A 12,048-nucleotide genomic window follows, 5' to 3' on the forward strand; every position below is an offset into this window, starting at 1 on the left:
GGCGCCCGTGCGTTACTCGTTGCCGGCTCGCCGTTGCGGCTTGAGCATGAAAGACGCGAGAACCTCACGCGCCTGAATCGACAGCACTTCCGGATAGCGCGCGAAGATGCCCTCCAGTCCGCAAATCACGCTGCGCAGCGGATCTCGCTCGTATCCCGGCGATGCGTGCATGACCAGTGTTTCGGCAGCGGCGACGGGGCCGGTTGCCACCAAAGCCAGCAATAGAAAGCTATACGGCCGTGCGAAAAGCGCGCGCCCGTAACTGCGCACGAACAACTCGACAATCTGCGCCGAGACCGGTTCGAACGGCGGCCAAGCACAAAGCAAATCGAATTGCGGTGTCGCCGGTCCGGGCCAGTTGGCATAATGGCACGCATTATCGATATCGCGGGACAAGCGATTAATCGGCGCGGAATGGCCCATGATTATCGCCTTCACCCGCTCGCATAACAGGTGGACTTCGTTTTCTTCAGGTTCTTGTTTTTCTCTCAAGTTCGCCTCGGTTCAGTTAATTACCCTGTAGTCGGGATTTATTTGAAGCGGCGAGGATGATAATAAAGTTTTCGAGCTTGTGCGCGCCGGCAATGATCTCCGAGCGGTGTTTCTGAATGGGCGACCGCGATTTAGCAGAAACCGGCTAATTATTTGCGCACGATCAAGATTTAAAAATAAAAATTCCGATTTCAGATTGAAACTATTTTATGAAAATCCCGGAACATCTTTTATTATGAAGTTGATTAGCGGCAGCGTCTCTGGTGGGAAAGCCGTCCCACAGGGCAACACATAATAATCACACCGCGAATCCCGGTGATATGCTTATCGCAATTCGTCCATCCGGCTTTGTGCATGAACCCCGCTGAAGCAATTCCACCCCAATCCGTCGACGGCCAGTCGAAGCAGCGCATCCGCTTCGGCATCATCCTGCTGCCGAACTTCACGCTGACCGCATTCTCGGGCTTCGTCGACCTGCTGCGCCTCTCCGCCGACGAAGGCGACTTCAGCAAGCCCGTGCGCTGCTCGTGGAGCGTGATCGGCGAGACGCTCGCGCCGGTGCGCGCGAGTTGCGGCATCCAGATCACACCGTGGGAAACCTTCGAGAAAGCCGAGCGCTTCGACTACGTGGTCGTCGTCGGCGGCCTGCTGCATTCGGGGCCGGCCGCGAGCGACGCCACGCTGCAGTTCATCCGCCGCGCCGCCGCCGCCGACGCCACGCTCGTCGGCATGTGCACCGGCGTGTTTTCGCTGATGCGCGCGGGCGTGCTCGACGGTTACCGCATCTGCGTGAGCTGGTTCCATTACTGGGACTTCGTCGAGCGCTTTCCGACCGTGGATGAACAGGCGCTCGTCGCCGACCGGCTCTTCGTGATCGACCGTCGGCGCATCACGTGCTCGGGCGGGCGCGCATCGATCGACGTCGCGGCGGCCATCCTCCTGCGTCACTTCGAAACCGCGACGGTGCAAAAGGCGCTGCGCATCCTGCTCGTCGACGACATGCAGAAGGGCAACGCGCCGCAGCCGCATCCACCGGGCCTGGCGCCCGCCACGCATCCGAAGGTGAAGCGCGCGATCCTGCTGATGGAGCAGCACGTCGGCCGTTCGCTCTCGCTCGACGAACTCGCGCACAAGCTCGACCTTTCCACGCGCCAGCTCGAACGGCTCTTCAAGGCGGAGACGGGCAAGGCGCCGCAGGCTTATGCGAAGCAGGTGCGACTGCGCACGGCCGCGTGGCTCCTGACGAGTTCCGACAAGACCGTCGCCGATATCGCTTCGAGTTGCGGCTTTTCGGATGCCTCGCATCTCGGCCGCGAATTCCGCAAGCAGTTCGGTTTGCCACCGATGATGTATCGCGAGCAGCGCGGCACGGCCGAAGCCGAAGATGCCGCCGAATACGACGAAACCTTCCCCGGCCGCGCCCAGGCGATCTGACAAGGAATCTCATGTCCGCACGACAAGACGAATGGACCGTTCGCTGTGAGCTTGCCGCGCTCTACCGGCTCGCCGCGCATTTCCGCATGACCGACATGATCGACACGCACATCACCGCGCGCGTGCCCGGTCCCGAGCATCACTTCCTGATCAACCGATACGGCGTGCTCTTCCACGAGATGCGCGCCTCCGACCTCGTGAAGATCGACGTCGAGGGACGCGTCGTCGAACCCGGGGCCGCGCAGCATCCCGATCGATATCGCGTGAACGCGGCGGGCTTCACGATTCACTCCGCGATTCACACCGCGCGGCCCGATCTCGTGTGCGTGATTCATACGCATACCCCTGCGGGATCGGCGGTATCGGCGCAGAAGCAGGGCTTGCTGCCGATCAGCCAGCACGCGCTGAAGTTCTACGGGCACCTCGCGTATCACGACTACGAAGGTATCGCGCTCGATCTCGGCGAACGCGAGCGGCTCGTCGCCGACCTCGGCTCTCACAACGCGATGATCCTGCGCAATCACGGCTTGCTCGTCGGCAGCACGTCGATTCCGGCGGCGTTCCAGGACATCTATTTTCTGGAGCGCGCGTGCGAGATTCAGGTGCGCGCTCTCGCGGGCAACGCGGAACTCACGTTCCCGCCGGAAGCGGTGCGCCGCCTGACCGCCGAGCAATTCGCGCGCGATGAGTCGGACAACATCACCGGGTTGCAATGGGAAGCGGCGCTGCGTCTGATCGAAGGCACCGATTATCGGAGCTAAGCCTTACTTGCCCGCGATGTATGCCTTCACGGCGGGCAGGCCGTCGCCGCCATCGAAGGTCTTCACGCCCGCGAGCCATTTGTCGAGCACGGCCGGGTTCGCCTTCAGCCACTCGCGCGCGGCTTTGTTCGCATCGGTCTTGTTCATGATCGGCAGCATGACGTGGTTCTCGATGTCGGTCGTGAACTGAAGGTTCGACACGAGCTTCGCGACGTTCGGACAGCGCGTCTCGTAGTCGGTCGGCGTGACGGTGAGCACTCTGGCTTCGCCGTAGTTCGGGCCGAAGACATCGTCGCCGCCAGACAGATAGTCGATCTTCATCTGCACGTTCATCGGATGCGGTTCCCAGCCCAAAAAGACGATGGGCTTCTTGTCGCGGATCGCGCGGTTCACTTCGATCAGCATGCCGGCCTCGCTCGATTCCACGAGCTTGAATTTTCCGAGGCCGTACTGGTTCGAATCGATCATCTTCTTGATGAGCGCGTTGCCGTCGTTGCCGGGTTCAATGCCGTAGATCTTGCCGTCGAGCTTGTCGTAGTTCTTTGCGATGTCGCTGAATGTCTTGATGCCGGCGTTGTACGCGTACTCGGGAACGGCCAGCGTGTACTTCGCGCCAGTGAGATTCGGCGTCGCGAGTACTTTAACCTGGCCGGCCTTCTTGAACGGATCGATCATCGGGTCCATCGTGGGCGACCAGTAGCCGAGGAACACGTCGATCTGCTTGCTCTTCACGCCAGCGAAGGTGATCGGCACGGAAGCGATCGTCTTGGTCGGCTTGTAGCCGAGGCCTTCGAGCACGGTTGATGCAAGGCCGGTCGTGGCAGCGATGTCGGTCCAGCCGACGTCGGCGAAGCGGACATTGCGGCAGGTCGCCGGTTCGGCGGCTTGCACGGACGTGACGGTGAAGGTGAGCGCGCACAGGGTCGCGGTCCACAGACGGTTCATGTAGGGATTCTCCGGGAGCGCGTGGCGCTTGAATTGACTTGGCTGTGTAGTGCTGAACGGACTTAGGCCGAAAGCCGCCTCTCGACACTCGGCGCATGTCCAAACTGCGCACGATAAGCCTTACTGAAATGACACGGCGAATGAAAGCCACAAACCGCGGTAACCCGTGCGATAGAAGCATCCGTATTGCGCAATAACTCCCGCGCACGCCGCAACCGCAAGGTCAGGTAGTAGTGCGTAGGCGAAACGCTAAGGAACATCTTGAACATCCGCTGCAAATGCCTTTGCGACAAATGCACGAGCCGCGCGAGTTCTTCGAGCGATAGCGGCTCTTCGATATTCGCCTCCATCAGCCGCACGACTTCGATCAGTTCGGCACGCGAGAAGCCAACGCGCGCATCGACGGGAATATGCTGATGATCCGTCGATCCGCGAATCCGCTCGACGATGAACTGCTCCGACACCTGCGCCGCATGCGCCTGCCCCAGCCGCATTCCGACGAGATTGAGCATCAGATCGAGCGGCGCAGTCCCGCCCGTACACGTCATCCGATCACGATCGATCACGAACAGCTCGTCCGCGAACCGCACATGCGGATAGCTCTTGTGCAGCGGCGACATATCCTCCCAATGCACCGTGCACCGATACCCATCGAGCAGATTCGCCGCAAGCAACGCATACGGTCCCGTGCAAATCCCGCCAAGCGGCACGCCTTGCGCCGCGACTTCCTGCAGCATCGCGATCACTTTCTGATCGACGTAATCGCGCACATGCCAGCCCGCGCAGACGATCAGCACATCCGGCATGCCGGCTTCGGCGAGCGTCGTCGTCGGCTTGACGGTGATGCCGTTGCTCGCGCGCGCCGGCTCGCCGTCGGGCGTGATCACCGACCATCGGTAATGCTCCGCCCGCCCGACGTAGTTCGCCATGCGCAACACCTCGACCGCGCTCGTGAACGCGATCATCGAGAAATTCGGCAGCGTGAGGAAGCCGAAATGCGCCAGCTTCGATAACGGCGAATCGCTCGGCTGCAAAGGTGTGATCGCGTCGCGTTTCATCGGCGCTCAGCCCTGTTGCGCAGCCGGCGTCCGGCGTACCCGCATCACGCTGCGCAGCCCCGAAAGAAGCGGTGCGCGTGCCATGCCCGGCGAACGGCCGAAGCTTTCCGTGATGCGGTCGAGAATGATCGCGAGCAACACCACCGACAAGCCGCTTTCAAAACCCAGCCCGATATCGAGCCGCTGAATGCTGGCGAGCACGTCGTTGCCGAGACCGCCCGCGCCCACCATCGACGCGATGATCACCATCGAGAGCGCCATCATGATCGTCTGGTTGACGCCCGTCATGATCGACGGCAGCGCGTTCGGAAACTGCACCTTGTAGAGCAATTGCCACGGCGTGCACCCGAACGCCTGCCCCGCTTCCACGATCTCGCGATTCACATGCTTGATGCCGAGCGACGTGAGACGCACCGCCGGCGGCATCGCGAAGATGACGGTCGACAGGATGCCGGGCACGCGGCCGAGCCCGAACAGCATCGCGGCCGGAATCAGGTAGACGAAGGCGGGCATCGTCTGCATCAGGTCGAGCACGGGGCGCACCGCCATCTCGACGTACTTGCTCTTCGCCGTCCAGATGCCGAGAGGGACGCCGAGCAGCAAGCTGATCAGCGTCGACGACAGCGTGAGGCCGAGCGTGATCACCATCTGGTCCCAGAAGCCGGTGCCGTAGATGAGCAGCATCGAAAGCAGCGTGAAAAACGCGAAGCGCCAGCCGACGCGCCACAAGCCGACGCCGACGAAGAGCGCCATCAGCGCCCACATCGGAATGGCTTGCAGGCCGTGCTCGACCAGGGCGGCAAAACTCTCGATGACCTGGCCGATGGAATCGAACGTCTTGGCGTCGTGATCGAGGAGATAGTGGACGCCGTGATCGACCCAACTACCCAGTGGAATCATTTCAGACATGGGAACCTCGATGGCGCGTTAAGACCTGCAATACGTTCGTCTTGTTGACCGAACCACAATAGGATCCGTCCGCCTCGACGACCGGCAGCGGGGCGCGGCTCGCGACGACGCGCGAGACGACGTCGTCGAGCGGTGTCGTGCGGTGAATGCATTCGATATGGTTGACCTGCGGCGACGCACTGCCCATCGCATCGCGGCACACGAAGCCGCGGATCTTGCGCTCGCTGTCGAGCACGAACGCGTAGTCGGCGCTGCCGTTGAGCGTCGCGGCCACCGACGACGCATCGATCTGCGGCGAGTGCTTCATCAGCGGCACGGCGTCGGTCTGCATCAGGTCGCCTGCGGTGAGATAGCGGCTCGTGTCGATGCCGTCGAAGAACGCCTGCACGTAGTCGTCGGCGGGATTCGTGATGATTTCCTGCGGCGTGCCGATCTGCACGACGCGCCCGCCTTCCATGATCGCGATGCGCGTGCCGATGCGCATCGCTTCTTCGAGATCGTGCGACACGAAGAGAATCGTGCGCTGCTGCTCGCGCTGCAAATCGAGCAGCACGTTCTGCATTTCCTTGCGCTTCAACGGATCGAGCGCGGAAAAGGCCTCGTCCATGATCATCAGCGACGGGTTGACCGCCAGCGCCCGAGCCAGCCCCACACGCTGCTGCATCCCGCCCGAGAGCTGCGCGGGCAGCTTCTGCGCGAAGGGCGCGAGACCGACCTGCTCGAGCACGGTCATCGCGCGCTTCTCGCGTTCCTTGCGCCCGATGCCCGCCACTTCGAGCCCGAACGCCGCGTTCGAGAGCACCGTGCGCTGCGGCATCAGCGCGAACGACTGGAACACCATGCTCATGTCCTTGCGGCGCAGCGCGGTGAGTTCCGAGCGCGGCACCGAGGCGACGTCGCGCCCGTCGATCAGCACCTTGCCGGCCGTCGGCTCGACGAGACGATTGATCAGGCGAATGAGCGTCGACTTGCCGGAGCCGGAGAGGCCCATCAGCACGAAGATTTCGCCTTCCTTCACTTCGAACGACACGTTATGGACGCCGACGATCTGGCCGGTGCGCGCGAAGACTTCTTCCTTCGTCGCGCCGCCTGCCAGCATGTCGATCGCTTGTTTCGGGCTGCTGCCGAACACCTTGCACAGCCCTTCTACCACGACCTTGGGGGAATTCATTGAATGCTCTCCTAGCGTCGCGGACGTGCGTCCGCGCTGTGCATACATAGTTGCTAGAAAAAAGTGCGCCTAGCCGACTATTTGCGACAACCACATGAGGAAATACGACAACGGAATATGGCGCAAAAGGCGTCCCAGTGGAGGAATCCTTGTGCGACAAGGGTTTGCGCGCGGTCGCCGACAAAAAGAAGAGGTTTTTGGCGTGTCGCGCTGAAGCAAGTCTGGACAAAATATTTCGACAATGAAACGAACGTGCGGACGTAAAGATGCGGGGCGCTGTGCCGTTAACACGGCTGAAAGTCCCCTTCCCCATCAGAATTCGCAAGTCAATGCCATTTCACAAGATACGCCGCGCGAACGTCGGCGCGAAGTTCGCCATCCTCGCGTGCGCGCTCGCCGCAGTCATCATCGCCAGTTTCACGATCGCCGTGACCCGTTCGGCGGGCGAGCAGGTCAGAGAGCACGCGATGGCGCGCGTCGAAAGCCAGGAGCGCTCGATCGCCACGATGATCGGCCTGTACAACAAGGCCGTGAGCGCCGAAGCCGCGCGCTTCATGTCGCTCTTCACGAGTTTCGTGCCGCAGGATTTCGCCCTCGACGAAACGCGCAGCGTCGATATCGGCGGGGTCGCGACGCCAACGCTCACCGCCGGCGGTACGCCGCTCAACCTCGATTTTTCGATCCCCGACGCGTTTCTCGCCAAGAGCGGCGCGATCGCAACCGTCTTCGCGCGCACCGGTGACGACTTCGTGCGCGTCACCACGTCGCTAAAAAAGCAGGACGGCGCGCGCGCCGTCGGCACGCTGCTCGACCGCAAGGGCCCGGCTTACACGCCCGTGCTGGCGGGCAAGCCGTACATCGGCATCGCGGCGCTGTTCGGCAAGCAGTACATCACCGAGTACAAGCCCGTCACCGATGCGTCCGGACGCGTGATCGGCGCGCTCTTCGTCGGTGTCGATGTGAGCGCCACCTTCGCGACGCTCCAGCAAAACATCCGCGACCTGACGATCGGCGAAAGCGGCTATTACTTCGTCGTCGATGCGTCGAACGGCGCGAATCGCGGCAAGCTGATCGTGCATCCGGGCAGCGAAGGACAGCCCGCCGACGAAGGTGTTGCGCCGTTCAGGCAGATGCTCGACGCGGGCAGCGGGCACATCGTGTTCGACGGCCGCGGCGTCGCGGGCGCCGATCCGAAGGTTCACGGCGGCGCTAAAGAAATCGCCTTCGCGACGGTGCCGGAATGGCAATGGCTGATCGGCGGCGTTGCATATCGCGACGAGCTGCTGGCAGGCGTCAACGCGAGCCGCAATCGCTTCCTGCTGCTCGGCCTTCTCGTTGTGGGCGCGCTCGTCGCGGCGCTCCTCTACGCGGTGAAGAAGCTGATCGGCCAGCCGCTCGACGACGTCACGAAGGCGTCCGAGCGCATCGCCGCCGGCGATTTGACCGTGCGCATCGACTCGACGCGCGAGGACGATATCGGCCGCCTGATGCACGCGATCGACGGCATCGCGAGCGGCCTCGCGCGCATCGTCTCGCAGGTGCGCCACGCGTCGGCGGACATGTCGGACGCGACCGGGCGCATCGCGTCCGGCAGCAGCGACATCTCGATGCGCATCGCCACGCAGGCGAGCAGCCTTGAGGAAACCGCGGCGAGCATGGAGGAAATCACGTCCACCGTGCAGCAGAACGCGGCGAACACGTTGCAGGCGGACAAGCTGGTCGCGTCCGCGTCGGATGCGGCGCGCCAGGGCGGCGAGGCGGTCGGGCGCGTGGTCGCGACGATGGGCGAAATCGATGCTTCGGCGCGCAAGATCGCCGATATCACGTCGGTGATCCAGGGCATCGCGTTCCAGACGAACATTCTTGCGCTGAACGCCGCCGTCGAAGCGGCGCGCGCGGGCGAGCACGGCAAGGGGTTTGCGGTGGTGGCCTCCGAAGTGCGCGGCCTCGCGGCGCGCAGTGCGGCGGCCGTGAAGGAGATCGAGGGGCTGATCGCCGACTCGGTCGGCAAGGTGTCGGACGGCTACCGCATCGCGGAGGAAGCGAGCGGCACGATGAACGGCATCGTCGAGCGCGTGGCGCACGTGAACGCGATCATCGGCGAGATCAGCGCGGCGTCGCGCGAGCAGTCGAGCGGGATCGAGCAGGTCAACATCGCCGTGATGCAGATCGGCGAGGCGACGCAGCAGAATGCGGCGCTCGTCGGCGAGGCGGAGCACTCGACCGCCGGTTTGCGCGATCAGGCGGAGCGACTCGCGCAGGCGGTGAGCGTGTTTCGGGTTTGAGGGTGTCGAAGCGCCGCGTTTTTAAGACGTCGGCCGGATCATTTCGAACATTTCGCCGATTTGCGCGTAGTCGCCGCGATAACCGGCGCGCATGATCGGGCGGGCGGCGGCGGTATCGAAGAGACCGTCCTTCAGGAATTCCTTGCGGATATGCACGCCGACCACTTGCCCGAGCGCGAGCCAGTTGTCCATCGGCTCGCCGGCGAGGTTCTTCAGCCGCACGATCTGCAGCAGCTTGCATTCGAGCGCCGCCGGCGATTCGCCCACGTGCGGCACGCTCACATTGCGTCCGGGCGCTTTCGTGAGACCGGCAAGCTCGAATTCATCGACATCATGCGCAACCGGCGCCGACGTGCGGTTCATGCGCTCGCCGAGTTCGCGCGTCGACAGGTTCCAGACGAATTCGCCCGTCGCCTCGATGTTGCGGATGCTGTCCTTATAACCCTCGCTCGAGAATCCGATGATCGACGGAAGGCTCGCGAATGCGCCGAAAAAGCTGTAGGGCGCGAGATTGACGCGGCCGTGAGCGTCGCGGCTCGAGATCCAGCCGATCAGGCGCGGGGCGACGATCGCCTTGAACGGATCATGGCGCAGGCCGTGGCCTTCTTGCGGGTCGTAGAAATGGACGTCGTCGGTCATGGTCTGCGCTTTGGATTCTTCGGGGAGACCAAGAATAGCGCAGGGCGGCGCCACACGCCTGTGGCGGCTCGTTCGCGAAAAGCGGACAAAAAAATAGCGCCGAATGGCGCTTGCAGCGGACGTCGACGGATTGCCGTCGAGTAAAGAAGATAAAGCTAGAAAAACTACATCTTGGACCACATGAAAGCGGGCGGGCAAAACGGGTCGAGTGACCTTTTTTGATGCTTTGTTACTGTCCCGCGCCGCTTCCCTTCAAGCTCACAGACGAATTCCGAAAGCGGTGCCGCGTGCCTTGCGAGCGCGCTCTGCTTCACGATATCGGGCTTGATACGAGTAGTCCGAGTCCATCGGCAGGTGCGGCGATTCGAACAGCGATGCGAATTTTTGCAGCAGGGCGAACAGATAGCTCATGTCAGACTCCGGTTGGTTGTGCAGGGTTTTCCCTTAGGAAGAATTATAGGGTTTTTACCTACATATTTCTAGTGCAACGCAGCATTTTTAGGTAGTTTTTCTACAATATTGTGTTTCAGCGGTGGTCGGGGATTTGGGGGCGGGTCGGAGAGCGGCTTCTGGCGGGGAAATGCTGGGTTCGGCGACGGGTGTCGCGTTCGCGTCACGCTGCGCCGTCGCAGCGCTTTTGCGGACGTGTTAATGCGTCTTTGAGGATTTGTGACGCCGCGGATGCGCGTTGACGGGTCGAATCGGCGATGGATCGGCGGATTCCTTGGGCGTCGTCAGCGCGATCGAGGTGGCGATGTTGGCCGAATCGGTGTCGAAGATCGAGGCGAGCGTCGCCTGCTGGTCCAGCATCAGTTGCTCGATGCGCTCCTGTTGCTGCGCGCTCTCGCGGGTCATGCGCTGGAGCAAGAGCGTCTGCGCGATCCCGGTCACGACCGTGACGAGCATCGCGCAGACGATGATCGTCAACATCGTTTTCATGCGGCGCGAGTGGGTGCGCGAGGCCGCGCGCTGGTCGGCGATCACGGCGTAGAGCGCGTCGACGGTGTCCGCGAAGGCCGTAGCGCGAGCGCGGTCGAGATTGGGTGCGGCGTCCGAGGCGGTGCGGCGGCGATCGTCTTCGATCAATGCGGCCGCTAGCGATGCGGGGCTGGCGTGCGGTGAGGCGGCCGCGGGGGATGCTGCGGCCGCGTCTTTTCCAGCTTGCGCGGGAGCGCTGGCACCCGGATTTGTGGCCGAAGCGGCGCTCGATGCTGACGGCGCGGATTCTGTGGACGAAGCGGCGCCCAAGGTTGATCGCGCGGTTACTGCGGCCGAAGCGTGCATCGGGGCGAACGGCACGGCTTCCGCACCGTTCCCCAATGTGGGATTCGCCGCCGACGTTACTCGTTGTCCCGGTAACGCGCTCGGTGCAACAGGGTGCGCTCCCGCGTTCGATCCCGAAGGCACGTCCAGCCCCCGCGACGCGCTCGACTCCGCGGCGGCATCGATTGGCGCGGCTTCGCTGGGATTCGAATCTGTAACTGCATCCGCCGCCGTGGCAGCGTTTAGCCCCGGTGGCGCAGTCGATTCCGCTCCGTCACGAAATTGCGTCGCGTCGCGCGGGCCCGATGCTGCGTCCGACGCCACGCCCTCGCCACGCTTGGCCGCTGCCGCAGTCGTCGCGCTGACCACCCGTGCCGCCAATACCGCTTTCCCGCGTTTTGATTCGGCAGCATCGTTCGTGTCGTCATCGATTAGTGAGGCCGTGGCATCGGCCGCTTGGACGACAGCACCCGCCACCGCCCGCCCCGCTCGCTTCCCCGATCCCGCCTCGCCGTTGATCGCCGTCGATTGCACCGCTGCCATGAACACCTCCGGCAGTTCGAACCCAGCGAGCGTGCCCTGCCGGATGTCGGTGTTCATTGCCTGGAAGGTCGCGCGCTCGGTGTCCTCGGCGAAGAGATCGAGCGTGGTGTCGCCGGCTGGCGCGCTCGACAGTTGCGCGAGCCGTTGCGCCGAGCGCGCGGCGCGGGCGAGTTTCTTGTCGGTATCGGTGCTGGAGATTGCAGACGCATCGCCAGTGCGACGCGACTGCCTCGCGGATTTGACTGACGGAACGTTTTTTACAGCGGAATCTGGCATGAGTTCGTCGAGCGGCGGCCGGAAAAGTCGGCGAGCGGAAAGAAAATGCGGACCGGTATTTTTTGAGACGGCATTGTCGCACGGCTCAACGCCTTGACTGGCGGGAATCTGCGCGATTCGGCAGATGTTTCGACGACTGTCGTTTGGAGGTGGTCTGGGGCGTGGCGAACGTCAAATAACGCCCGACTTGGTCTCCGATGTAGGGCACTGTCGTAACCGCCGCCGCGGTGCCGCCACGCACCTTTGTCTGAATTCGCGAAGAGTTGCGTAAG

General features: G+C 63.0%; 11 protein-coding genes. 3 read left to right on the forward strand and 8 right to left on the reverse strand.

Going from position 1 to position 12,048, the window contains the following annotated elements; genetic code table 11:
* Nucleotides 1-12: 12 nt before the first annotated feature.
* Nucleotides 13-423, reverse strand: a complete 411-nt coding sequence (locus AWB67_RS22215) for a hypothetical protein (protein ID WP_087658387.1) — start codon at nucleotides 421-423, stop codon at nucleotides 13-15.
* 423 nt (nucleotides 424-846) lie between these two features.
* On the opposite strand from AWB67_RS22215, the gene AWB67_RS22220 reads away from it, so the two are divergent.
* Together AWB67_RS22220 and AWB67_RS22225 are read left to right on the forward strand one after the other, a co-directional pair.
* Entirely contained in the window at nucleotides 847-1,926 is a 1,080-nt protein-coding gene (locus AWB67_RS22220) for a GlxA family transcriptional regulator (RefSeq protein ID WP_087658388.1), read from the forward strand.
* Between the two features lie 11 nt (nucleotides 1,927-1,937).
* Nucleotides 1,938-2,687 (forward strand): class II aldolase/adducin family protein, encoded by a 750-nt coding sequence (locus tag AWB67_RS22225; protein WP_087658389.1) that lies wholly within the window; start codon nucleotides 1,938-1,940, stop codon nucleotides 2,685-2,687.
* Between the two features lie 3 nt (nucleotides 2,688-2,690).
* On the opposite strand, the gene AWB67_RS22230 is transcribed toward AWB67_RS22225, so the two are convergent.
* The 4 genes from AWB67_RS22230 to AWB67_RS22245 all read right to left on the reverse strand — a co-directional run bounded on the left by AWB67_RS22230 (nucleotide 2,691) and on the right by AWB67_RS22245 (nucleotide 6,770).
* Complete coding sequence (locus AWB67_RS22230) at nucleotides 2,691-3,632, reverse strand: choline ABC transporter substrate-binding protein (protein ID WP_087658390.1); 942 nt, start codon at nucleotides 3,630-3,632, stop codon at nucleotides 2,691-2,693.
* A gap of 62 nt (nucleotides 3,633-3,694) precedes the next feature.
* Entirely contained in the window at nucleotides 3,695-4,690 is a 996-nt protein-coding gene (locus AWB67_RS22235; RefSeq protein WP_087658391.1) for a GlxA family transcriptional regulator, read from the reverse strand.
* Between the two features lie 6 nt (nucleotides 4,691-4,696).
* Entirely contained in the window at nucleotides 4,697-5,599 is a 903-nt protein-coding gene (gene choW / locus AWB67_RS22240) for a choline ABC transporter permease subunit (protein ID WP_087658392.1), read from the reverse strand.
* Nucleotides 5,592-6,770 carry a quaternary amine ABC transporter ATP-binding protein gene (locus tag AWB67_RS22245; protein ID WP_087658393.1) on the reverse strand — a complete coding sequence of 393 codons (1,179 nt, stop codon included), beginning with the start codon at nucleotides 6,768-6,770 and terminating at the stop codon, nucleotides 5,592-5,594. Before AWB67_RS22245 ends, choW begins: the two co-directional genes overlap by 8 nt.
* A 329-nt stretch (nucleotides 6,771-7,099) precedes the next feature.
* Here AWB67_RS22245 and AWB67_RS22250 point away from each other — a divergent pair, with 329 nt between their 5' ends.
* Nucleotides 7,100-9,055 (forward strand): methyl-accepting chemotaxis protein, encoded by a 1,956-nt coding sequence (locus AWB67_RS22250; RefSeq protein ID WP_087658394.1) that lies wholly within the window; start codon nucleotides 7,100-7,102, stop codon nucleotides 9,053-9,055.
* Nucleotides 9,056-9,076: 21 nt separating this feature from the next.
* On the opposite strand, the gene AWB67_RS22255 is transcribed toward AWB67_RS22250, so the two are convergent.
* The 3 genes from AWB67_RS22255 to AWB67_RS22260 all read right to left on the reverse strand — a co-directional run bounded on the left by AWB67_RS22255 (nucleotide 9,077) and on the right by AWB67_RS22260 (nucleotide 11,776).
* The gene (locus AWB67_RS22255; protein ID WP_087658395.1) at nucleotides 9,077-9,694 is read right to left on the reverse strand and encodes a flavin reductase family protein; all 618 of its coding nucleotides are present in this window, start codon (nucleotides 9,692-9,694) and stop codon (nucleotides 9,077-9,079) included.
* Nucleotides 9,695-9,952: 258 nt separating this feature from the next.
* Nucleotides 9,953-10,105 carry a hypothetical protein gene (locus AWB67_RS41465; RefSeq protein ID WP_181505659.1) on the reverse strand — a complete coding sequence of 51 codons (153 nt, stop codon included), beginning with the start codon at nucleotides 10,103-10,105 and terminating at the stop codon, nucleotides 9,953-9,955.
* A gap of 237 nt (nucleotides 10,106-10,342) precedes the next feature.
* Entirely contained in the window at nucleotides 10,343-11,776 is a 1,434-nt protein-coding gene (locus tag AWB67_RS22260; protein WP_087658396.1) for a hypothetical protein, read from the reverse strand.
* Nucleotides 11,777-12,048 lie beyond the last annotated feature (272 nt).

This window comes from Caballeronia terrestris, assembly GCF_001544515.1.
Classification (GTDB): Bacteria; Pseudomonadota; Gammaproteobacteria; order Burkholderiales; family Burkholderiaceae; genus Caballeronia; species Caballeronia terrestris.